This window comes from Glaciecola sp. MF2-115 (assembly GCF_047250385.1).
Lineage (GTDB): Bacteria > Pseudomonadota > Gammaproteobacteria > Enterobacterales > Alteromonadaceae > Glaciecola.
Genome location: NZ_JBLBVM010000056.1, coordinates 185,007 through 208,834, shown reverse-complemented (window position 1 = coordinate 208,834; position 23,828 = coordinate 185,007). Strand labels below are relative to the sequence as shown.

The 23,828-nt window shown below is 39.7% G+C and carries 16 protein-coding genes and 1 tRNA gene; 8 read left to right on the top strand and 9 right to left on the bottom strand.

Annotation, left to right across the window (positions count from 1 at the left end):
* The first annotated feature begins 145 nt into the window (after window positions 1-145).
* Window positions 146-2,230 (top strand): elongation factor G, encoded by a 2,085-nt coding sequence (fusA, locus tag ACKLNX_RS16140; protein WP_412973087.1) that lies wholly within the window; start codon window positions 146-148, stop codon window positions 2,228-2,230.
* 199 nt (window positions 2,231-2,429) lie between these two features.
* On the opposite strand, the gene ACKLNX_RS16135 is transcribed toward fusA, so the two are convergent.
* From ACKLNX_RS16135 to ACKLNX_RS16125, 3 genes are read right to left on the bottom strand one after another with little or no spacing between them, the layout of a single operon-like run.
* Window positions 2,430-4,451: a transglutaminaseTgpA domain-containing protein gene (locus tag ACKLNX_RS16135; RefSeq protein ID WP_412973086.1), complete on the bottom strand. Its 2,022-nt coding sequence runs from the start codon at window positions 4,449-4,451 to the stop codon at window positions 2,430-2,432.
* Between the two features lies 1 nt (window position 4,452).
* Window positions 4,453-5,451 carry a DUF58 domain-containing protein gene (locus ACKLNX_RS16130; RefSeq protein ID WP_412973085.1) on the bottom strand — a complete coding sequence of 333 codons (999 nt, stop codon included), beginning with the start codon at window positions 5,449-5,451 and terminating at the stop codon, window positions 4,453-4,455.
* 10 nt (window positions 5,452-5,461) lie between these two features.
* Window positions 5,462-6,373: an AAA family ATPase gene (locus tag ACKLNX_RS16125; protein WP_412973084.1), complete on the bottom strand. Its 912-nt coding sequence runs from the start codon at window positions 6,371-6,373 to the stop codon at window positions 5,462-5,464.
* Window positions 6,374-6,540: 167 nt separating this feature from the next.
* On the opposite strand from ACKLNX_RS16125, the gene pgm reads away from it, so the two are divergent.
* From pgm to ACKLNX_RS16100, 5 genes are all read left to right on the top strand, one after another.
* The gene (pgm, locus tag ACKLNX_RS16120) at window positions 6,541-8,184 is read left to right on the top strand and encodes a phosphoglucomutase (alpha-D-glucose-1,6-bisphosphate-dependent) (protein WP_412973083.1); all 1,644 of its coding nucleotides are present in this window, start codon (window positions 6,541-6,543) and stop codon (window positions 8,182-8,184) included.
* A gap of 198 nt (window positions 8,185-8,382) precedes the next feature.
* Entirely contained in the window at window positions 8,383-10,956 is a 2,574-nt protein-coding gene (locus ACKLNX_RS16115) for a glycogen/starch/alpha-glucan phosphorylase (protein ID WP_412973082.1), read from the top strand.
* Between the two features lie 161 nt (window positions 10,957-11,117).
* Complete coding sequence (locus ACKLNX_RS16110) at window positions 11,118-12,434, top strand: putative bifunctional diguanylate cyclase/phosphodiesterase (protein ID WP_412973081.1); 1,317 nt, start codon at window positions 11,118-11,120, stop codon at window positions 12,432-12,434.
* 41 nt (window positions 12,435-12,475) lie between these two features.
* A complete protein-coding gene (astE, locus tag ACKLNX_RS16105) occupies window positions 12,476-13,498 on the top strand; it encodes a succinylglutamate desuccinylase (protein ID WP_412973080.1) in 1,023 nt (340 codons plus the stop codon).
* A complete protein-coding gene (locus ACKLNX_RS16100) occupies window positions 13,488-13,907 on the top strand; it encodes an HIT domain-containing protein (RefSeq protein ID WP_412973079.1) in 420 nt (139 codons plus the stop codon). The genes astE and ACKLNX_RS16100 overlap by 11 nt, the downstream gene beginning before the upstream one ends.
* A 6-nt stretch (window positions 13,908-13,913) precedes the next feature.
* Here ACKLNX_RS16100 and ACKLNX_RS16095 read toward each other — a convergent pair whose 3' ends face one another.
* From ACKLNX_RS16095 to ACKLNX_RS16080, 4 genes are read right to left on the bottom strand one after another with little or no spacing between them, the layout of a single operon-like run.
* Window positions 13,914-14,081 carry a DUF2897 family protein gene (locus tag ACKLNX_RS16095; protein WP_411693685.1) on the bottom strand — a complete coding sequence of 56 codons (168 nt, stop codon included), beginning with the start codon at window positions 14,079-14,081 and terminating at the stop codon, window positions 13,914-13,916.
* Complete coding sequence (locus ACKLNX_RS16090) at window positions 14,081-14,764, bottom strand: M15 family metallopeptidase (protein ID WP_412973078.1); 684 nt, start codon at window positions 14,762-14,764, stop codon at window positions 14,081-14,083. Before ACKLNX_RS16090 ends, ACKLNX_RS16095 begins: the two co-directional genes overlap by 1 nt.
* Window positions 14,761-15,891, bottom strand: a complete 1,131-nt coding sequence (dapE, locus tag ACKLNX_RS16085; RefSeq protein ID WP_412973349.1) for a succinyl-diaminopimelate desuccinylase — start codon at window positions 15,889-15,891, stop codon at window positions 14,761-14,763. Before dapE ends, ACKLNX_RS16090 begins: the two co-directional genes overlap by 4 nt.
* Window positions 15,888-16,232: an ArsC family reductase gene (locus tag ACKLNX_RS16080; protein ID WP_412973077.1), complete on the bottom strand. Its 345-nt coding sequence runs from the start codon at window positions 16,230-16,232 to the stop codon at window positions 15,888-15,890. Before ACKLNX_RS16080 ends, dapE begins: the two co-directional genes overlap by 4 nt.
* Before the next feature lie 412 nt (window positions 16,233-16,644).
* Here ACKLNX_RS16080 and ACKLNX_RS16075 point away from each other — a divergent pair, with 412 nt between their 5' ends.
* Window positions 16,645-17,715: a patatin-like phospholipase family protein gene (locus ACKLNX_RS16075; protein WP_411693688.1), complete on the top strand. Its 1,071-nt coding sequence runs from the start codon at window positions 16,645-16,647 to the stop codon at window positions 17,713-17,715.
* A 61-nt stretch (window positions 17,716-17,776) separates the two neighbouring features.
* Here the strand turns inward: ACKLNX_RS16075 and ACKLNX_RS16070 are convergent, their stop codons facing one another.
* Window positions 17,777-19,579 (bottom strand): EAL domain-containing protein, encoded by a 1,803-nt coding sequence (locus ACKLNX_RS16070; RefSeq protein WP_412973076.1) that lies wholly within the window; start codon window positions 19,577-19,579, stop codon window positions 17,777-17,779.
* Window positions 19,576-23,355, bottom strand: coding sequence for a response regulator (locus ACKLNX_RS16065; protein WP_412973075.1), 3,780 nt, complete (start codon window positions 23,353-23,355; stop codon window positions 19,576-19,578). The genes ACKLNX_RS16070 and ACKLNX_RS16065 overlap by 4 nt, the downstream gene beginning before the upstream one ends.
* A gap of 179 nt (window positions 23,356-23,534) precedes the next feature.
* On the opposite strand from ACKLNX_RS16065, the gene ACKLNX_RS16060 reads away from it, so the two are divergent.
* Window positions 23,535-23,611: transfer RNA gene (locus tag ACKLNX_RS16060), tRNA-Val, on the top strand.
* Window positions 23,612-23,828: the final 217 nt, after the last annotated feature.

Here is a 23,828-nt window from a genome sequence, read left to right as displayed (position 1 = left end):
TGTTGAGCCTTTTTTAGTAGACCTTCGCACCTTTGCTTTTAGCATTTCATGAATTCTTTTTAAAGAATCTTATGAAAAGAGTGTAATTTACTCGCAAAAATCTATATAATCCGCCCCGATTTTTTAGAACCTATAAAGTGGAAACATGTCAGAATTATCTCATTACAGAAACATAGGTATCTTCGCGCACGTAGATGCGGGCAAGACGACCACAACAGAACGAATTTTAAAACTTACCGGTAAAATCCATAAGACCGGTGAAGTGCACGATGGTGAATCAACCACTGACTTCATGGAACAAGAAGCTGAGCGCGGTATTACTATTCAGTCTGCTGCGACTACATGTTTCTGGAAAGACCACCGCATGAATATCATCGATACTCCTGGACACGTTGACTTCACAGTTGAAGTTTACCGTTCATTGAAAGTACTTGATGGTGGTGTGGGTGTGTTCTGTGGGTCTGGCGGTGTTGAGCCACAATCAGAAACAAACTGGCGCTACGCAAACGAATCAGAAGTTGCACGTCTAATCTTCGTAAACAAGTTAGACCGTATGGGTGCTGACTTTTACCGTGTTGTTAAGCAAGTTAAAGACGTATTGGGTGCAAACCCACTCGTTATGGCTTTACCAATCGGTATTGAAGATGACTTCGTTGGTATCGTTGATGTTCTTGAGAAAAAAGCATACATCTGGGATGACACAGGTCTTCCTGAAAACTTCGTAATTGAAGATGTTCCTGCTGACATGGTTGATAAAGTAGAAGAGTATCACGAACTACTTATCGAAACTGCTGTTGAGCAAGATGACGATCTAATGATGGCGTACATGGATGGTGAAACACCTTCTATTGCTGACATCAAGCGCTGTATCCGTGAAGGTACTCGTAAACTTGATTTCTTCCCAACTTACTGTGGTTCTGCATTTAAAAACAAAGGTGTTCAAAACATTCTTGACGCTGTTGTTGATTACTTGCCAGCACCCGCTGAAGTAGATCCTCAAGATCTAACTGATGAATTCGGTGAGCCAAATGGCGAGAAAGCGATTGTTTCTCCATCTGAACCTTTCCGCGCTTTGGCGTTTAAAATCATGGATGACCGTTTTGGTGCACTTACCTTTGTACGCATCTATTCAGGCGTAATCAATAAGGGTGATACTATCCTTAACTCATTCACTGGTAAAACAGAGCGTGTAGGCCGCATGGTTGAAATGCATGCAAATGACCGTACTGAATTGAGCAAAGCTCAAGCTGGTGACATCATTGCTATCGTTGGTATGAAAAATGTTCAGACTGGTCACACTCTTTGTGATCCTAAACACCCTTGTACACTAGAGCCAATGGTTTTCCCTGAGCCAGTAATTTCAATTGCTGTTGCTCCTTCAGACAAAGGTTCAACTGAGAAAATGGGTATTGCAATCGGTAAAATGGTTGCTGAAGATCCAACGTTCCAAGTTGAAACTGACGAAGATTCAGGTGAAACAATCCTTCGTGGAATGGGTGAACTTCACTTAGACATTAAAGTAGACATCCTTAAGCGTACTTACGGTGTTGATTTGACTGTTGGTAAGCCACAAGTTGCATACCGTGAAACTATCACGAAAGAAATTGATGATTCTTATACGCATAAGAAACAGTCTGGTGGTTCTGGTCAGTTTGGTAAAATTGACTATAAAATTCGTCCAGGCGAAGCGAACTCAGGCTTTACTTTCGTATCTAAAGTTGTTGGTGGTAACGTTCCTAAGGAATTCTTCCCAGCAATCGAGAAAGGCTTTAAGGGCATGATGGCTGAAGGCGTTCTAGCTGGCTTCCCAGTATTAGACGTTGAAGTAGAATTATATGACGGTGGATTCCACGCTGTCGATTCATCTGCTGTTGCATTTGAAATCGCTGCTAAAGGCGCTTTCCGTCAATCAATTCCGAAAGCAGGTCCACAGTTAATCGAACCAATCATGAAAGTTGACGTGTTTACGCCAGACGACCATGTTGGTGATGTAATTGGTGACTTGAACCGTCGTCGCGGTATGATCAAAGATCAAGAAGCTGGTGTGACAGGTGTTCGCGTTAAAGCTGACGTACCACTTTCAGAAATGTTTGGTTACATCGGTACGCTTCGTACAATGACTTCAGGTCGTGGTCAGTTCTCTATGGAGTTCTCACACTACAACCCTTGCCCAGCAAACGTTACTGAATCCGTAATCGAAGAAGTTAAAGCGAGAAAAGCTGCTAAGTAATTAGCGCTTTTGCTGTAATTAATAAAAAACCCAGCAATTGCTGGGTTTTTTTTACTTAAAATAAACTGAAATGCTGACTCGAAATTTAGTACTTGATTGATATTTTAATAATATCTATGCCAAAAGGTTTTTGTAAAGAAGCCACCATCGCAAAGGAAAAAGTGGTCGTTTTTATATGAGGGGGATACAAACTAAAGCTTTAAGTATCTGATTTACTATGTTGGTTCGTCAATGCTGAGTGAATACTTAACACATGTTTTTGTAGGCGACTCTTCAGTGTTGTAAACGGCAACCGTTGCTCAACAGATGCGTACTTCCATTCGTAATATTCTTTAACGATAAACTCAAGCGCGGTACTAACTTGCTTAGGAAGCTCGGATTCAATTCGTTGGCTAAACTGCTGCAGTGTCTCGTTCTCAAGTCGATGTAATTCTTGTCTTTCAAACATCTTGAAAAGCGTTTCAATCCATTTTGACTCTTCACCGGGTTTTGGTCCACGTTTCGGAATAAACAATAAGGCAATGAATAAACCAATTACGACAAAACTGCCAATCAGTGCATAAGTAAAAGACTCAGCCTTCATGTTTCCAAAAATCTTTTTTAGTAAGGATTTCTGACTTTCTTGATCATAACTTAAGATTGATTGGTCCCAAGTGTGGTCTATCTTGGCCATTAATAAACGTAACTCATTGAATAAGGCATATTCTTTTAAGTTCGTTAGTGAAAAAGGCGACTCAGCTCTAAATTCCTGCCTATTTTCAACTAGGCTTAGTAAGCCTGACACCACTCTATTCGGTGCTACAACCGCTGTAGGGTCAATTCGCATCCAGCCATTTTCGTCATCCCATGCTTCTACCCAAGCGTGAGCATCATATTGATGCACGCTGATGACATTAGACGATTGCACTTCACCACCTTGATAACCAGTGACAATTCTTGCAGGAACGTCAGCTAAACGCAGCATATATGTCAGGGCCGATGCATAATGTGAACAAAACCCTGATTTATATTCAAACAAGAATTGGTCGATTGGTGAGCTCTGCATTAGGGGAGGGCTGAGCGTGTAGCGAAAATTTTGATTTGAAAATGTGCCAACGAGCTTATTCATTTTTTCTATGTTTGACATTGATTCATCAATGTTGGTTTTTACAAAATTGACTGTCTCGGGGTTACCAGAATCGGGTGTCTGTAAATAGAGTGATAAGTCATCATAATCTTTGTAGATATTTAAAGGTTGGTCGACGAATGATTTCACCGCATACATGCCTTGACTATACAATGGTGTATTGGCACTTAGTTGATATTGTGTATTGCTGGTAATCTTCTGTGTAGATAGTCCCTGAATTAAAATAGGGATGTCCAAAGAATATAGCCAGTTCGTTGATGTTGGCTGTGCAATGACAACATAGTCAAGGGACTCACCACGAAACTCAAGAGAGTCAGGGCCACTCTGACTTTTTTCTTTCTCTGCAATCGACCACGTTCGACCATCAAAGTGATCTAGAACAATAGCTCGCCAATAGCGCTCTTGTGGGAGGGGAACTCGCCCGCTAAATTCAGCTCTGAAAACAAGCTCATCTGACTTAGCAAGACTGGCAATATTACCTGGTGTCATTTTTTCAGATAAGCCGGTTTGGTCTGATTTGTTAATTGGCATTTGCCATAAGGGAGAGAGCTTTGGGGTAACAAAAAATAGCAAACCGGCGATAGGAATGGCTTGTAATAAAAGGATGATTGTATGCTTTGAATAGGTTTTCAGACCTGTTTCTTTAATCTTTATAGCGTGCAATACGCAAAACATAAGAATGATCAGTGAGGCATAAAATAAACTATATAATAAACTTTGATGAAATATGAGACCACATGCGACTAAAAATAACTGGATAGAAGCGACCATTTGGTAGTCGCCAGAGTGATGCAAATTCAGTATTTTTAAACAGCAGGCTACAACCAGCAAGTTAATCATTGTATTCAACAAACCATAATCACGTGCTAGCCAAACGAGAATTGAGATACATAAAATCGCCAGCAAATTTAGTATGGAATTCTTTAAAGGAGTACTAGTTCTCAACGATTTGTAAAATGTGATGCAGAAGGAGCACGCACAAAGTACGAGCACCCAGCCCATCAGGGGATCTAGTAGAGATATCACTAAGGCGGCGAATGTGCCCAAAGTCGTAAATGACGCTATCTTTTGATTGAAGACTTTTGTTCTTTGCATATTAAGACTGACCTTCTGCTTTTGGGTCAGTGCCATGCATACTTTGCTTGTGGCGATAAAGCGCGAGTGCTTCTAAGCATTGTTCTTGATGCTGAATACCTGTACTTGGCATAATTTGTTGGCTACCAATTGAAAAGCCAAACAGCGCATCTTGCTTACTTAACTCCAAAATTTGATAGCAAAGCTCCCCTAAGGTCTGTTCAACATCGCCGTTGTAGTAGTCGTTGAAGTTTAACCAACCAGAGATTGCGGAGCGTTCACTAAAATCTTTGCTCAGTAGACCTTGCCCTTTTGCAAAGTGCTTCCACGAAACATGATGAATAGGGTCTGAATCTCGGTATGCTCTAATTCCTTGTAAATCTTCGGTGGTAACCGTTATACCGGTTTGACTTCCGCTTTTTCCTTTTGATTGCTGCTGCCTTAGCTTTAAACTGCATGCGATAGGACTTGGAAAAACAAAAAAATTATACGGAACAAGAAGATGTGTCCAGCATTTAAACAAACCAAAAGGAAAAATGCTTTCAACTGAAACGCGATCTAATTTGTGTAAACCTCTCTTATAAGGCGAAATAGTAACGAGATTTTTACCTTTTACCAAATACTCGTACATCGGTTTAGTCTTACTATAAATTGCGATATTTGATAAAGAGTGAAGTGAGGATCTGCTTGCTTTGTGGTTCAAATCTACTTGCATTTCCACCTGTTGGTTGGCAAAGAAATTATCGATAGGTCTAAAACCAATGTGATATTGAACAAAACTAGCATAGCTGTGAAATAATGAGAGTAGCAAAAGTGCAAAGACGAAATAGCAAAACATCAAGATAACGTTGTTTTGGTAGTTTGTGCCTAAAATAAATAGGCATGTCATTAAACCTAAAATAGCCCAGCCAAACCGGGTGGGTAAAATAAAGGTGTTATTTACATCCATCTGATAGGCGCTACTAGCTGGTATTCGTTTATCTAACCATCTATCGATTCGCGCTTGGGTCCAGGACTTCATAACAACATCCTTAGGCGGCAATAGGATCGACTTTTTTCAATAACTGTACACTGAGCAAATTCGCATTTTGTGCATATTGATCTTGCCCGCGAAGTCGATGTTCGGTAACTGAAGGCAAGATCATTTGCACATCTTCTGGGATCACATAAGTTCGGTCGTGGATGAAAGCAAAGGCTTGGGCGCAATGATATATGGCTTTTGATGCTCGCGGCGATAATGCATTAGGAAACTCTTGGTTGTCCCTTGTGGCATTCACCAACGCTAAAATGTAGTCAACAACAGCCTCACTCACAATTACTTCATCTACTTGCTTTTGTAAGTGAAGAAGTTTTTCAGTGTCAATCACTGAGGTATTGACTAAGCGGTCATCACTACTCAATAACATGGCCTTTTCAGCTTCAAAATTAGGGAAGCCTAGCGATAACTTCATGGTAAAACGGTCAATTTGTGATTCCGGTAGGGGGTATGTTCCTGACTGAAATAATGGGTTTTGTGTCGCGATAACAAAAAAGGGGCTTGGTAATTCATAACTCTTACCATCTATTGTTACTTGGCTTTCTGCCATCGCTTCAAGTAAGGCACTTTGAGTTTTGGGGCTTGCTCGGTTTATTTCATCCGCTAATAGAACCTGGTGGAAAATAGGACCTGCATGAAAATTAAATTGATGTGTGTCGGGCTCATATATATTGACACCTAACATATCAGCAGGCAGTAAATCAGAGGTGAATTGAACGCGCGCATAATCCATGCTTAGAACCGATGCTAAACATTGGCTTAATGTAGTTTTACCCATTCCAGGTAGATCTTCGAGAAGTAAGTGGCCTTTTGCCAACAGGCACACAAGAGCGAGTTGAATTTGCTCATCTTTACCTTTAATTTTTTGCTTAATGGCAGCAACACAGCTTTCAATATCTTTACGCATCTGAATTCATTTTTCGCCGTTTTAAATTTACTCTATTACCTATACTTAAGAGTGTAATGGATCTTGTCAAAAACTACCCCCGTCAAAATAATACCTATGTATGTATGTTTTACGTTCAATAAAAGGTAGTATATTTAGTAATCACTACTAGATTATTAAGGAATCATATGAGCCTCCACGCCATGGCCGGTAAGCTTGCTACTCCAGATATGCTTATAAACGTTGCACGACTAATATCAGATTACTATTCTTTTCATCCATCAGTAGAAATAGCTCAGCAAAGAGTGAGTTTTGGCACATCCGGCCATAGAGGTTGCTCCAGCTTGATCACCTTTAATGACATTCATATCGCTGCCATTTCTCAAGCACTTGTTGAATACCGAAACGCAAATGACATTACAGGACCAATATTCATTGGTATGGATACTCATGCACTCTCTGAAGCGGCGATTACGACATGCATTGAAGTGTTAGCGGCTAATGAAACTAATATCGTTATTCAAGAGAATAATGGCTTTACGCCAACGCCGGTGATTTCACATTGTATATTAAGCTACAACAAGGGACGTACGAGCGCTTTTGCAGATGGTATTGTGATTACGCCTTCTCATAATCCACCTAGTGATGGCGGCTTTAAATATAATCCGCCGCATGGTGGTCCTGCTGACTCAAATGTCACGAATCAAATCCAACAACGCGCAAATGAGATTATTGCAAATGGATGTCAGCAAGTCAGAAGAATGACAATCTCAAAGGCAATGCATTCAAGCCATGTAAGCACAATAGATTTTGCCACTGCATATATTGATGACCTAGACCAAGTCATCAACATGAAAGTAATAGCTGATGCCAAACTTAAACTGGGTACTGATCCATTAGGTGGTTCAGGAATTCATTACTGGGATCGTATTGCGGATAAGTACGCACTGGATATTGAAGTTGTCAATAAAAGTGTAGATCAACAATTTGGTTTTATGCATTGCGATAAAGATGGCAAAATTCGCATGGACTGCTCATCAGCTAGCGCTATGGCTGGTCTAATCAAACTTAAAAGTAAATTCGACTTGGCTTTCGGAAACGATCCCGATTTTGATAGGCACGGCATTGTGACTCCAACAGCGGGCTTAATGAATCCAAATAACTATCTTGCCGTCGCAATTAATTATCTTTACCAGCACAGACCACAGTGGTCTAGCAAGATGAGTGTCGGTAAGACATTAGTTTCTAGCAGCATGATAGATAGAGTTTGTGCGAATTTGGGGCGTGAAATTAAAGAGATGCCTGTAGGCTTCAAATGGTTTGTAGAGGGCTTAAGCAATCAATCTATCGCTTTCGCTGGCGAAGAATCAGCGGGCGGCATTTTCCTTAGACAAGATGGTAGCCCTTGGGCAACCGATAAAGATGGCTTTATTATGTGCCTACTAGCTGCTGAGATGACAGCAGTAGTAGGTGAGGACCCATCGAAGCAGTACGAAAAGCTTACCGAGGTGCATGGCACGCCTAGCTATACTCGAATTGATGTGGCTGCAACGCTGGAACAAAAAGCTGCCTTATCGAGTATGACAGCAGAGGTAGTGACAGCTACTCAGCTGGCTGGCGAGAAAATAACAAATGTTCAAACCCATGCTCCAGGGAATAATGCCGCTATTGGTGGTGTAAAAGTAAGCACAGAAAACGGCTGGTTTGCTGCAAGGCCATCGGGAACTGAAAATGTTTATAAGATTTATGCTGAGAGTTTTCTTGGTGATACACACTTACAGCAATTAGTAAAAGAAGCTGAGGAATTGGTGAGTTCAGTTTTGAATAAATAGCCTGATTGTTAAGTTTTGTGATAGCTCGTGTTAATAAAATGTAAACTTATTGCGAATTTGTCAGTTTCTTAGTTAAAAATTCTAATAAGTTAACACTGCATTAACATATGCATACGTTTTCATACGATTTAGCGTGGTTTTATCTCACTGCCTGTAATAAAATTACAGGCAGTTATTTTCAATATAAGAGATCAAATTATGGCATCTTCCAATAAAGCCAAAAGTACAGTTTCAAAAACTTCTTCAACTAAGGTTACATCTTCAAAAGTAGCCACAACGAGAACAAGTACTCGTAAATCATCAAAAGCAAAAGTAAGTGAGACTTCTGCAGCATCGTATTCAAAAACAGAGATTAAAGAAGCGATTGTTAAACATCTGCATTCCACTTTAGGAACAGATGAAAACAAAGCGAACAATCACGCTTGGTGGAAAGCTACTAGTGCCGCAATGCAGGAGCTTGTTCTTGAACGTTTGCGCACCACCCAAAAGACGCATTACATAAACGATACTCGCGCAGTTCACTATTTTTCTGCTGAGTTCTTAATGGGGCGACTGTTATCCAATAATCTTCATAACTTCAATTTATTTGAAACTGCTGATGCTGCTTTGAAAGAGCTCGGTGTAGACTTAACAGACGTGCTTGAAGAAGAGCCAGACATGGCACTTGGTAATGGCGGCTTAGGTCGTCTTGCAGCATGCTTTATTGATTCATTAGCGACAATGGAGCTGCCAGCGATAGGGTATGGAATACACTATGAACATGGCTTATTCCGTCAAGAAATAAAAAATGGTGCTCAAATTGAACGACCTGACAGTTGGAGAGATTACGGAAACCCATGGGAAATATGTCGTCCAGAGTCTATTCAAGAAGTGCCTCTTTATGGTTATGTTGAAACCAAATATGGTGAAAACGGACGCGTTCAGAAAGAATGGCATCCGGGCAATATCGTAAAAGGTGTTCCTTGGGATATCCCGGTTGTAGGCTACGGCGCAAAAACCGTCAATGTTCTTCGTTTATGGCAGAGTGAATCTTCAGACTACTTTAACTGGGATGTATTTAACTCAGGTGGTTACGTAGATGCTCAGCGCGAAAACATTCAATCGGAAACGATTTCTAAAGTCTTGTATCCAAATGATGAAACCGAAGCAGGCAAAGAGCTTCGCTTAATTCAACAGTACTTTTTCTGCGCATGTTCTTTAAAAGACATTATTCGTCGTTATAAGCGCGCCCACGGAGATGATTGGAGCCGCTTTGCAGAACAAGTCGTTATACAACTTAACGATACGCATCCTGCAATCGCGATTCCCGAGTTAATGAGAATCTTGGTTGATAGAGCTGAGCTAGATTGGGATACTGCTTGGGGTATTTGTTCAAAAACATTCGCTTATACTAATCATACTTTGTTGCCCGAAGCTCTAGAGAAGTGGCCAGTAAGAATGATTGAAAAGATCTTGCCGAGACATATAGAGATCATCTATGAAATTAACCATCGATTCTTATCGCTTGTTGAGAAAAAATGGCCAGGCGATAATGTGATGAAGTCTAAACTTTCTATCATTGAAGAAAGCACTGAGAAGATGGTGCGTATGGGCAATCTATCGGTCATTGGCTCATTTGCGGTTAATGGTGTTGCTGAAATTCATTCTCAGTTAGTGAAAGAGAATTTATTCCCAGAATTTGAGGCACTTTGGCCGGGTAAATTAACTAACGTTACCAATGGTATTACGCCACGTCGTTGGTTGAAAGCGTGTAATCCATTGCTCTCAGAACTGATTGGTAAAAAGATAGGAAACGATTGGCCATCAGATTTGAAGCGTTTAAATAAGCTATCTGAGTTTGCTGACAATAAGACCTTCCAGAATCAGTTCATGAAGGTAAAACAGAAAAACAAAGAAGCACTTGCCGCTGAAATTAAGCATCAAACCGGTATTAGTGTGGATACAAAAGCAATCTTTGATATTCAAATCAAACGTTTGCACGAATACAAGCGTCAGCATTTGAACTTACTCCATATTTTGGCCTTGTACAGACGTGTCTTGGAGAACCCTGATTACGATATGCATCCTCGTGTCTTTATCTTTGGTGCTAAAGCGGCTCCTGGGTATACATTAGCGAAAGATATCATCTATGCGATTAATAAAGTTGCTGAGAAAATCAACAATGATCCTCGCGTTAATCAGAAGATAAAAGTAGTCTTTTTACCTAATTACCGTGTCTCTTTAGCGGAGAAAATGATTCCGGCTGCAGATGTCTCACAACAGATTTCTACTGCTGGCAAGGAAGCTTCAGGCACTGGTAATATGAAATTAGCATTAAACGGTGCAGTGACAATTGGTACTTTAGATGGTGCAAATATTGAAATTGCCGAGGAAGTAGGCGAGGAAAATATCTTTATCTTTGGTATGACCGTGACAGAAGTCACTGAACTGTCAAGGAAGGGTTACAATCCATTCGATATTTATTATCAAAATAAAGAAGTGAAGGCGATTCTTGACTGGTTAGATAGCGATTACTTCACGCCAGGTCAACCAGGTGCCCTATCTAGTTTGAAAAATAGTATGTTGTCTGGCGGCGATCCTTATATGTGCTTGGCTGATTTTGAGTCATATAGCGAGGCCAACAAAGCGCTTGATGTGGCTTACAGAGATAAGCAAAGATGGGCTAAAATGGCTATTTTGAATACGGCGAAGATGGGCAAATTTACATCAGATCGCTCAATTGCAGATTATGTTGAGAGAATTTGGAAACTGACGCCGTGTGAAGTAAGTTGAAATAATTCGAATAAGCTGAGATTATGAAAAAGAGCCAACGTAAAGTTGGCTTTTTTTTCAAAGATTTCACAAAGTTGGCCGATATGCTGTATGATATTTAAACAATTAGAGCCCGCTAGCTTATCGCTCATTATTTTTATTTTTCGGTACTCATTTTTTTTATGGTTCAAAAGCATCAATCATTGACAACCTTGTCCAATCGCTATCATTTTATTGACATGATTGAGGCCGTTGCAGCATCACAACCACATTTCTCAATCATGCTAGTTGATGTAATGCGTTTTTCCGATGTGTCTTCTGCATTTGACCACAAAGCGGGTGATGAGATTCTGCTTCAAATTGTTAACCGTATTCACGAGATATTTGGTCACGATTTAATCTTAGGGCGGATTAGTGGTGATATATTTGGTCTTGTCTTTGAAGGTCGTCACACGGAAGCTGCAATGCAGGCTAAGTTTCAACATTTAGTCGAACACTTTAAAACGCCATTACATACAAATGATACTGCGTTTATTGCTGACTTTAATGTGGGTATTGCCAGTCGCACGAAATCAAAGCTCTCAGCAACAAAACTCATATCTCTAGCTGAGGCAGCTTTAAAACAAGCCAAAAATAATAAACATCAAAATTATAGTTTCGTAAACGACAATGAAAGCTCTGTTACGGGTCGTGGCCTTGCTCTTAAAGCTGACTTAACTAGAGCGCTCAAAAACAACGAATTAGAATTATATTTTCAGCCTAAAGTAAACTTAGATACCCTTGAGATTATTGGGGCAGAGTGCTTACTTCGATGGAATCACCCCTTAGATGGTGTGTTATTCCCCGGTACGTTGATTGAGGCTGCAGAGTCCTACAATATGATGAATGAACTTGGTCATTGGACGATTTCATATGCATTAGAGAAAGCAGGGGAGTTAAACAAACTCGGTATTAACTTACCTATTTCCATCAACTTATCACCAAGTCAATTATATGATGTAAGCCTTACTCGTTTATTGACGACCTCCATTCAAAAATACTCTTTGCAAGCAAAAATGATCGAGCTTGAACTGACTGAGGATGTCGCATTATCGAATTCACTCATGGTCAAGCGGCAATTAGACGAAATCCGAGCGATGGGTATTATGGTTTCAATGGATGATTTCGGTAAGGGCTATTCTAATTTGTCCTTTATCCGAGACCTCAATTTATGTGCTATTAAAATCGATAAAACTTTTGTTATGGAACTTCAAGAAAACCCTGTAAACAAGGCCATTGTTGAAGCGACAAAGTTAATTTGTGATGCCAAAAACTGTGAAGTAGTTGCTGAGGGAATCGAAACAATTCAGCAACTAAATATTCTTAAAGAGTTAGGCATATTTAGTGGGCAAGGTTTCTTATTTTCTCCTGCCGTTAAGTTTGAATCATTTATCGAACTTTGTAAGGTAGGCGACTTCCAGCAATTATTACTAGATAAAATTAAATTGTCAGCTAGTTAATGATATGATTCTAGGGTGTTTAATTACCCTTATTAGCGGACATGTTAACAAATCCAAAAAACTTCCTAGAGCGTTCAAGATTTTCTCCCGAAAGCATAGTAAAAAATCAAAGTTTTAAGCTTAAAAATGGCACCAAAGTAGAGATTTGCTGTCCTGGCATTATCACGTTTGAGCCTACTACAGCGGCGCCTAAAAAGTCGATTTTATTATCTTGTGGTGTTCATGGGAATGAAACTGCTCCAATTGAAATTTGCGATAAGTTAGTTGATGAACTGCTAAGTGAAACAATAGTAAGCCAACATAGATTAATGTTTATTTTCGGAAACCTGCCCGCTATGAACATAGGTGAGCGTTTTGTTGAAGAGAACCTAAACCGCCTATTTAACGACTCTGAAACAAGGGATAATGTAGAACAAATTCGTGCGCAAGAAATAAAGCAGGAAGTTAAACGCTTTTTTGAAGCTGATGTAAATAAGCCAAAATCTCATGCCGAATCCCAACGAATTCACTATGATTTACACACGGCGATCCGTGAATCCAAGAATGAGAAATTTGCTGTGTATCCGTTCTTACATGGCCACCCATATGACAAGAATCAATTACGTTTTCTATCTGCTTGTGCTGTGAACACAATATTGCTCTCGCAAACACCAACATCAACTTTCAGTTACTTCACCTCACTAAACTATTGCACGCATGGTTTTACCGTTGAACTTGGAAAAGTAAAGCCTTTTGGTGAGAACGATATGGCGAGTTTTAGTCATGTAGTTAGAATGCTTGAGCAATTGATAACAAAACCAGAGCCTGATTTACCAACCCTCAGCGAGTGCCCACTTGATATTTACGATGTTAAGCAGGTTATTGATAAGCACAGTCCTCAGTTCACGCTTCATTTTGCCGACAATATTCCTAATTTTACGGACTTCAAGAAAGGGACCTTATTAGCAACGGATGGAGATATTGAATATCGCACACTAGAGGATGGGGAAGCCATTGTATTTCCAAATGCTAATGTTGCTATTGGTCAACGCGCTTTACTAACGGTGGTGCCCTGTGAAATTTAATCTGGATGAACGTTTGGAAAGTGATAGTCATTTTGTGTTTGCATTACCCCTCTCTCAGGTGAGGCTGATCAATGACAATCAGTTTGTTTGGTGTGTGCTAATCCCTGCAGTTGATAATGCTAAAGAAATTATTGATCTTGATGAAGGACAACAAAAACAACTTTGGCAGGAGTCTGCAACACTCAGTAGGGCATTAAAAGAGGGCTTCACCCCTGATAAGCTAAATGTGGCTGCAATTGGAAATATTGTTTCGCAATTACACGTGCACCATATTTGTCGCTATAAACATGACATAGCCTGGCCATCACCGGTATGGGGGAAACAGGCGATGATTTCTTACACGGATGAAGATCGCACAGTCCTAATTGTAAAATTGCAGGAATTATTGAGAGAACAGAGCGAGTTCTAGTTAAGATTAAATAAGGCTAGATGGTTCGTCGTCATCGTCTTTAGGTTTTTCTTTCTGGGATGCCTCGAACTCTTCCGAAAAATGGAATGGCTTTGATTTCAGCAACGCAGTGATGGTGCTGACAATAAAAGCCAGCACCACAACAATTATAGTAACGACAAGCCAAGTACTCATTACATTCCTTTATTTAATGTATAACGCTCAAAAAGCGCATTGAGCTGCAACAATACAGTATCTAAACCTAAAATACTCGATTCAATGAGTTGTTGTCGAAGTAAATCAACAGAAAATGAATTTATAATTTGTTTAGCAATTGGAATATATGATAAATGCCAAGGTTCAGGAGCAACACCGCCTCTGTATTCGAAATAGGGGCGCGCGAAACCAAATTTTGAGGCATTGTTGTGCAACCAAACTGCGAGATCAGCGCATGGTCCATTTCCTTCATATTCACTGGTGACAAGCTCAAAAGGTTTCCCACAATCTTCTACTCGCTTGCGATCGTATACATCAAAATCGGTTCCCCAATGATGACGACTTCCCCCCGGTAGAGCAGACCATAATAAAATAGCATGAAGTTTTGTTTCATCGTCTAAAACGCTGGTATCTAAAACTTCACCATCAAGCGTGTTTAGTTTGAGTTCACCGTTCCACTTTCTATTCCAAATACTAGCCTGTCGTTCAAAACTTCGAAAAGTACTCACCAGTTGCAGATCGTGTCCATCTAGGCTTGCTGCTTTTTGCATGTCGAGGTAAGCATCCTTGACGATTGGAAGCAGTTTATGTTGATTGTCTGCATTGACGACATTAACTACATGCTTGTTGTTTAAACCGAGTACTTGTTGTGGTGAAATCATGTTAAAACTCGCACTAGGGTTGCATAGTAAATATTTTCTAATGCTTTCAAGTTTTCAATGTTTACACACTCATTCAGTTTGTGGATCGTTGCGTTTTCTGGACCAAGCTCAATCACTTGTGCACCAGTTGGTGCGATGAAGCGGCCATCTGATGTGCCACCTGCAGTAGATAATTCGGTATCAATACCAGTCACTTCTTTTATGCTGTCCACAACCGCATCCACGAAGAAACCTCGATCAGTCAGAAATGGTTGACCATTGAATGTCCAATGGATCTCATGTTCGACATTGTGTTTATCTAAGACCGCAAGCACTCTTTCAATTAGCTCATGGTCGCTTACTTCCTTAGAGAATCGGAAATTAAAGCATACTTCAACTGTGCCCGGAACGACATTTCCAGCACCTGTACCAGCGTGAATATTTGATACTTGGAAACTGGTAGGAGGAAAATATTCATTTCCTTCATCCCATACTGTAGACGCTAGCTCGGCTAATGCCGGAGCGATAGCATGAATAGGATTTTCTACTAAATGTGGATAAGCTACATGCCCTTGTACGCCTTTTACAATAAGGTCGCCGGTCAATGAGCCGCGTCGTCCGTTCTTTACGACATCCCCCGTTTTTGTAGTACTAGAAGGCTCACCAACAATGCAATAATCAATCTTTTCGTTTCTAGCCTCCAGTGTATCAATCACTCTTGTAGTGCCGTTGATAAAAGGGCCTTCTTCATCACTGGTAATAAGGTATGCGATAGAACCTTTGTGTGTCGGGTGATCCTTCACAAATCTTTCAGTGGCACACAACATAGCGGCTAAACTACCTTTCATGTCAGCCGTGCCGCGACCATAAATAAAGCCATTCTCAATAGTTGGTTCAAAAGGAGGGTGTTTCCATTTAGCTGCCGGTCCTGTAGGCACTACGTCGGTATGACCCGCAAAACAAAAAACAGGCTGTTGATTACCTTTGCGAGCCCACATGTTCGTAGTATCTTCAAACACCATCGTTTCCTGCTTGAAGCCAAGTGGTGACAGAATGTCTCCCATATAGTCTTGGCAGCCTTCATCCTTAGGTGTTATCGATGGGCGTGAAACGAGTTCGATGGTTGTTTGTATGACATCCCGCATTATGCGAATACCTGACTATAACTTTCAGCATTAAAACCAATATGATAACTGTCACTATGTATTAATATGGGGCGCTTAATCATGGCAGGAAATTTAAGCATGAGTGCAAGTGCAGATTCTTTGTTAATCGTGTTTTTTTGTTCATCACTTAATTGCCTATAAGTTGTGCCACGTTTGTTTAACATAGTTTCCCAGCCAAGTACTGACTCTGTCTTAATAAGCCAGTTCTCATCAAGACCATCTTTTCGATAATCGTGAAATTGATACTCAAGCTTATTTGCTTCTAACCATTTCTTCGCTTTCTTTATCGTATCGCAATTGGGGATGCCGTATAGCGTAGTCACTTTTTACAATCCTTTTATTTTCTAGTTTATTGAATGTTCTAAGTTAGTTGAATGAACTTACTTTATTTGTAGACCTATTTGGTCATTTATTGCTCTGAAAAATTACGCTTAACTATTTGTGCTTTAGCTCTCAATTATAGGAAGAATAGAGTGAATAAAAGCTCCTCATGAAAGTGTTTGTTTTGCCAAGCTTATTTTCTGTTATCCACTAAAGTTGTGGATAACCTTGTGTGCGACTTCTGCCTAAGTGTATAACGCCATGTTTTAAATAGTAAATATTAATTGGCTATAATACGTGCACTTAGTTTATTAATTATAAAAACGACAGCTTGAGCACTGTATTTAAGGGCGTTTTTGTTGCAAACTGTGAACATCATAATTGTTCATACTGGAAAAGGAAGATCAGACTTTCATGTCATTACTTAACATCTATGCTGGAAGTGTCGCACTTAAGCGAATTAAGGAAGAAGGATTCCATGCAAACTTATTTGGTGGCTTCTTAGGCGCATCTGGTGGTCCTAAATGGTTTGTTTTGGCCGGTTTAGACAAGATAATCTTTCCTGAGTTTCTTGATGCGAGAAAAGGAAGTATCGATATCATGGGAAGTTCGGCAGGGGCTTTTCGTGCAGCTTGCTTAGCACAAGGTGATCCGGCTGCAGCGATAGACAGGCTTGCAAACAATTATGCGAAAACTGTTTATACGGAAAATCCGCAAGCCAAAGAGATCACGGAAAAAGGCTATGATCTCCTGTATAGAATGCTTGGTGACTCTGGCATTTCAGAGGCTTTGAATTCAGATAAGAAAAATGTGCACTTCTTTGTGCAGCATTGTCATGGCTTAGTCAGCTCGGAAAAGAAAGCTTCGCAGCTATTAGGACTGTCCATTGCTGCAGCTAAAAATATGCTTAAGAGAAAGTCGATATCGCGTCAGTTTACTCGTGCCGTATTTTCGACGAGGCAAAAAGAAGGTTTATTTTCAGATCCATATAATTTCCCTACTGATTTTTATACACTTAATTCAGAAAATTTCGTGCCTTCACTTATGGCCTCGGGCTCTATTCCCGTCGTTTTGGAAGGGATTAAAGATATACCGAATGCTAAGCCTGGTATGTATAGAGATGGTGGTATTATTGATTATCACTTTGATCTCGCATTTCAACAGTCAGATTTAGTGCTGTATCCTCATTTTTATGACACACCAACACCAGGCTGGTTTGATAAAAATGTGAAAAGTAGACAGTGCCACGAAAGTAGCTACGAAAATGTAGTTATGTTGGTTCCTAGTCAGGAATTCATCGCTAAATTACCTTACTCAAAAATACCGGATAGGCAGGATTTCAAAGATATGGCTGCGCAACAGAGGATCAGTTATTGGCTAGAAGTCATTAAGCAGTCTGAGAGCCTAGCTGAGGAATTTATCAGGCGATTACAATGCGTGGATATCATCGATACGATTAAGCCAATACAGCTATCTAGAAAGTGAATGTGCAAGAATAAGAGCAAGTGATAGAGGACTATCTATCACTTATATAACAAGGTTTTGATTAAGGCCTAAAATTCGATAAATTTTCTGGGTGATGATCGTAGTAACCTTGGTAATAGTTAATGTTGAGCTTCTTCAAAATATCAAGAGACTCCATTGTTTCTACGCACTCGGCAATAACCATTATTCCCTTCGCTTTTGCAATACCAGCAATAGACTCAACCATTTTTTGACTGATATCATCCTTATCTATATCGCGCACAAACATGCCATCTATTTTTACGTAGTCAACGGATAGCTTCTTCAAGTATTCATATGAGGAAGTACCTGTTCCGAAGTCATCTAAAGCAAATTTAAAGCCCAGTGGTTTGAGGGAACTGATGAATTCCTGCGTACTTTCTAAATTAGAGATAGCGGAAGTTTCTGTTATTTCGAAGCATATTTGGGATGGTCTTGCATTGAATTCGCTGACGTATTGCTTAATCAATTCTGCGGCGCTCGATTTGGCAATGAAATCACCTGATAAATTAATTGAAAACTCTACATTGTCAGGCATGTCGGCAATGGCAACAAATGCTTTGCGCAAAACCCATTTATCAATTTCAGTAATAATGTGAAACTTTTCAGCAATAGGGATGAATTGTCCAGGCGGCTTTATCTTTCCATCAATACCAATCAAGCGGATAAGAAGCTCTATTTTTATCTCTGACTCTTCAACGATAGGCGTTACTTTTTGGTAATAAAGAGTGAAGTTATCGTTTTCGATTGCTTGATGAATAAGCGGAATTATTCGCATTTGTTGATGGGTTTTATCAATGTGCTGCTTAGTATAATTATAAACAGATAATTCACTACCACCTTTACGTTTGCTTTCAAAACAGGTTCGCTCAGCGATACTCATCAAATGCGATACCGAATCGATACTTGCATCTAACTCGACTAAAGCTGCACTCAAGGAGTGTTTAAACGCTTCTTCACCCCATTCAAATCGATAACTTTCAATTGCTTCTTTGACGGCTGAGGTACGACGAATAGCGTGTTCTAATGTATCAATAGTAAACAAAACTGCAAACTCATCGCCACCCAAGCGAGCAATAATGTCATCCTTAGAGAAAAGACTGCGCAACAGGTCTGCGATCTGTCTCAGTAATTCGTCGCCAGCTATGTGACCACATGTATCGTTGATGACTTTAAACTGGTCTAAATCAATAAACAAAAAGTAGTAGTTCGCTTCCTTCGTCAGCATCCTATCTAATACTTTTTTGACTTCGGTTTCCATAGATGTTCGGTTGAACATACGAGTCACAAAGTCATAATTAGATAAATAGCTTAACTTGTCTTGAAGACGCCTTCTTTCATCAATCTCACGGCGTAGATTTACATTGACCGAAACTAATTCCTTTGTCCGATCGGCAACTTTTTGCTCTAGGTTTTCATTCACGCTCTCTAACATTGCATTTGCGTGATTTAATGACTCGACGAGTGTACCTAAAGTTAGGTGAGTATTAACTCTGGCAATTAATTCTTCTGGGCGCACAGGTTTAATAATATAGTCGACTGCTCCTACGGAGAAAGCCTCGCTAATATCTGTTTCGCTGCTGGTTAAAAAGAGAATGGGTATATGTTTATTCTTAGGATCAGCTTTTATGGTTCGACAAACTTCTATGCCAGACATATTTGGCATATTTATGTCTAGAATAATTATATCTGGATTTTTTGCTTTGATGATATCTAGCGCGGTTGCTCCAGACGTTGCGATAAGCATCTTCGCGTTTAGCGGTTTTAAGTGACTGACGATGACATTTATATTCGTAGGATCATCATCCACTGCTAAAATACTGAACTGGTCAAGTTTATTAATCATAGCTTCCCTTCGATTAATGTTTTGGTTTTTTCGTAGTTAAATTCTTCCAATGCATTCACTATATCATGAAGTTCCAAGTCTTCAATGTGTACTTTTGATATTCTAGATAGTTCATCTACTAGCTCAAAGGGAACTAATTCACTATTGTCTACCAAGGGTTTAATTTCACTTAGAACCACTCTTAAGGGCCGCATACTTTGCGAATCATTGCTTTTACTACTGTTGATATCAATTATTTTATTGATATCTAAAATAGTTTCTGAAATAGCACGATTAAAGCGTTCGAGGTCGGAGGATGTTAACTTATTGTTTTTGATTTTGTCTTCTAGTTCTATTGTTAATAAGTAGACTTTATTTAAGCCGATGTTACCCGAACTACCTTTGATAGTATGAAGTTTAGTTTTTAATACGTCCATTTCTGCGCGGGTATTTGGGAATGAGAGGGTGATATTTCCGTGATGTTTTTGGAACAGTGCTAAGCTTTTTAAATAGATACTCGGTTGATCAATAAGAACTGGAGGGGGCGAATTACGATCTATGGTAAGCAAACTCTCAGGAAAGATGATTTTTTCTTTCAAATCTTTACTTTTTTCATTATGGCTGAAGTTTGTAAAATCAAGAAGATGAGCTGGTGTTAACTTAAAACCTGCTATCAGTGCTTTTTGCAGCGAGACGGCATCAATGGGCTTTGGAACGTGATCATTCATACCATGCAGTAAACACTTCTCTCGGTCTCCTTTCATTGCATTTGCTGTCATTGCAATAATCGGAATATCTTTATAACGCTCGCCAGCATGACCTTCCCGAATCTTCTCCGAACATCTGTAACCATCGAGGACAGGCATTTGACAATCCATTAATATCAGAGTGTAGGGTTGATCAATTTCACTATTTAATAAAGCTTCAAGGGCTATGCTGCCGTCCATAGCAACACCGTAATGCAAGCCAAATTTTTTCAGTATACCTTCAGCGACTAATTGGTTGACTTGGTTGTCCTCAACAATCAGCACTTTGTTGTATTTAGGCCACTCAATAAGCTCAATGGGCTGCTCTTCGCTATACGAAACGAGCGTGTTCTCTGTCACAAAATCGCTGTTACGCGACAATAAAGAGAGAGTGTTAAAGAGTTCCGTGATGCCGATGGGTTTCATAAGACACGCATCGAGGCCTAATGTGCGGTACTCATTCAGTGGCATTTGCAGCGCCATTGAACTCAACATCAGAATTTTTACATTCTTGTATTGCTCCAGTAATTTAATATCAGAGACAAGAGCAAGACCGTCTTTATCAGGCATATTCATATCGGTAATGATTAGGTCTAGTTTGAGAGGTTCTGCATTCAGTTTTTTGAGTGCTTCATCAGCGCTACTTGCTAAAATTACTCTAAGCCCCCAATTTGTAAGTTGATTCGTTAAAATATCCCGATTTGTTTGATTGTCGTCTACAACGAGAACTTGCCAATTGTTGATATTCGAGTGAGGGAGTGGCTTTTCTTTTAACGAACTCGTTTCTAAGTCAAGTCTGAAGCTAAACGTACTTCCTTCATGAAGCGTTGAGAAAACGTATATTTCCCCACCCATCAATTCCACTAAACGTTTTGAAATAGCAAGGCCTAAACCCGAGCCTCCGTAGTTGCGCGTTGTGCTGTTGTCAACTTGACTGAATGAATCAAAAAGGTGTTCAAGGCTTTCCGATGCAATACCAATTCCTGAATCTTCAACGCTGCATTCTACTTCTGTTATATCGCCTTTCTTAACGGCTCTTGCTCTAACGACAATTTGACCAAACTCAGTAAATTTTATGGCGTTATTAATTAGGTTCGTGAGTACTTGGCGTATTCGAATGGGGTCGCCTTTTACCATTGACTGCTCGACAGCTGTGACATCAACAATAAGCTCAACACCTTTTTCATCACTGCGAACTGCGAGAGTTTGAACTATTGTTTCTACTTGATGAGAGAGGTTGAAATCAATTGATTCAAGTTCCAACTTTCCTGCTTCCACTCTAGAAAAGTCGAGTATGTCATTGATAATCGTTAAAAGGGTAGAGGCACTGTTTTTTGCAATTTTCAATTTGTGGGTCTGATCAGAATCTAATGTCGAATCTAACAGGAGGTCAATCATACCGAGTACACCGTTCATCGGCGTTCTAATTTCGTGAGACATTCTTGCTAGAAACTCACTTTTGGCATTGCTAGCCTCTTGAGCGCTTCGTGTCGCATTCATCATTGCTTCTTCGAAGCGTTTTCTATCTGTAATATCTCTACAAATACCTAAAATACCAGCTTTATCCTGACCTCTATAGTGAATTAAGGTTTTCCGTGTTTCAAACAGCAGTTTATTTCCTTTCATGTCAACAGTAGGGCGTTCGATAATGTGTGCTATTCCAGAGGCCAACAACTTATCATCATCTTTAATAAAAAAGTCTGCATCCTCTTTTGGGAAAAGCTTTGAGTCACTCTTACCGACAATTTCTTCCTGTGATAAGCCTGTTAAATTAGCAAACGATTGATTGACGAGGACATATCGACCTTCACTGTCTTTGCAAAATATTGGGTCAGGAATACTATCTAATATACTTTGTAGTGTGGCTTTTTCACTTTCCAATAAAATGGCTGTTTGCTCTAAATCACAAGTACGGCTAATTACCGTATCTTCGAGGGCATGAGCTGCTTTTCGTAGTTTTCTATTCGTATTGTTTGAAAGTACCAATAATATGACGGACATGCTTAGGGCAATCCCAATATTGACTGCAACAAGCGAAATGATCGTATTTTTAGATTTATTAAATGGAATATTTGCTTCGGCAAAATCAAACTCGGTAGCAATGCCTAGTTGCATTTCGGGAATCCAGCGCCAAGTTCCAATAACTTTTACGCCTCTATAATCAAGATACCCATTTAAATTTTGTGAAGACTCAAATTGAGTAATACTTTGCGCCATAGCGGTTAGTTGATTTGGGTATTCAGACCAAGGTTCAGGCACAACCAAGCTAAGTCTCAATACTTCTGATTCATTTTCTTTAAGCCTCTTCATTTTGATTCGGCTATCTTTAAATCGAGAACGCGAAACAATCATTCCTTCTTTATTGATGATGTAAGACTCACCTGATTTACCCAGTCGACCTAAAGACATAATCTCGGACATTTCATTTTCAGCGTCGTGTGAAGAGACTATTAAAGCGATAACTTTGCTCTCATAATAAATAGGGGCGACGAAGAATGCGAGCGCGCTAGTTTTCCCTTGCTGATTTGAAACAAGCATGGGTGGAATAAAAGAAACCTTCCCATTTAATGCCTCTTTCAATAGTTGAGGATACTCTTTAGAAATTTGGCTTTGATTGGCTTTTACATTTTCCTGATTTGAATATAAGTAAAACCCTTCAATGGTAAGTAAGTGGTACTCCGCATGAGACTGCACAGTTTTAAGTGAATTTAGATATAAATCAGCGACGTTTTGATATTCCGTGAATCCCTCCAAGTCCTTATTTTCGTATGACTCATATAAGTTCTGTGCAATTGATTGGACAACTTCATTTTCGGCCAACCTTAATAACTCGGATTTTCTTTGTTCGGACCAATAATTTAAAGCCGCTTCAGTCACATTCTTAATAGCATTGAGAGACGCTTCATGTTCAGACCGGATGCTTGCTTGGATCCTGTCAATAGCGGCATTCGTTAATCCGATAGTTAAGATTGCGAACATGAATAGGCATAGAACAATAGAAACGATCCGTTTTTTGTTAACGCCTGCAATGACGGGGCTTTTATCAGACAACTTGGATTTCCCTAATGGTCGCAGCATAAAAGTTTGGTAGTAGAATGATTAATTCAACCACTCCATTTTAAGGTTTCATTAAAATCAAAATTAATTACAAAAAGCGCTTGCGCAATTTTAGATGCATCGTTATTATACGCGCCGCTTGAGTGGGCGTTCAGCTCAAAAAATTAAGCAATACGACTATAGCTCAGTTGGTTAGAGCGCTACCTTGACATGGTAGAGGTCCCCAGTTCGAGTCTGGGTAGTCGTACCATCTTTCCTTAAGCTTCTCTTCTACTGTTTAGCTGACTTATTCACGCCAATCTAAACAGTTATTAACTTATAAGCGTACTTTCATCGCATCAAAAACTGCTAGCAACTTTATAAATATACATCAAAAAAACACGCTGACAAATTAGTTTGTGCAAACGCTAATCTAAACACTATTATCAACTTAATTTAAATGCTAAAAGCCACTTTAATCTTATTCA

Coding starts and splice junctions, on each gene's coding strand:
- fusA (WP_412973087.1), top strand. CDS start 146: ATGTCAGAATTATCTCATTACAGAAACATAGGTATCTTCGCGCACGTA.
- ACKLNX_RS16135 (WP_412973086.1), bottom strand. CDS start 4,451: ATGCAAAGAACAAAAGTCTTCAATCAAAAGATAGCGTCATTTACGACT.
- ACKLNX_RS16130 (WP_412973085.1), bottom strand. CDS start 5,451: ATGAAGTCCTGGACCCAAGCGCGAATCGATAGATGGTTAGATAAACGA.
- ACKLNX_RS16125 (WP_412973084.1), bottom strand. CDS start 6,373: ATGCGTAAAGATATTGAAAGCTGTGTTGCTGCCATTAAGCAAAAAATT.
- pgm (WP_412973083.1), top strand. CDS start 6,541: ATGAGCCTCCACGCCATGGCCGGTAAGCTTGCTACTCCAGATATGCTT.
- ACKLNX_RS16115 (WP_412973082.1), top strand. CDS start 8,383: ATGGCATCTTCCAATAAAGCCAAAAGTACAGTTTCAAAAACTTCTTCA.
- ACKLNX_RS16110 (WP_412973081.1), top strand. CDS start 11,118: ATGGTTCAAAAGCATCAATCATTGACAACCTTGTCCAATCGCTATCAT.
- astE (WP_412973080.1), top strand. CDS start 12,476: ATGTTAACAAATCCAAAAAACTTCCTAGAGCGTTCAAGATTTTCTCCC.
- ACKLNX_RS16095 (WP_411693685.1), bottom strand. CDS start 14,081: ATGAGTACTTGGCTTGTCGTTACTATAATTGTTGTGGTGCTGGCTTTT.
- ACKLNX_RS16090 (WP_412973078.1), bottom strand. CDS start 14,764: ATGATTTCACCACAACAAGTACTCGGTTTAAACAACAAGCATGTAGTT.
- ACKLNX_RS16075 (WP_411693688.1), top strand. CDS start 16,645: ATGTCATTACTTAACATCTATGCTGGAAGTGTCGCACTTAAGCGAATT.
- ACKLNX_RS16070 (WP_412973076.1), bottom strand. CDS start 19,579: ATGATTAATAAACTTGACCAGTTCAGTATTTTAGCAGTGGATGATGAT.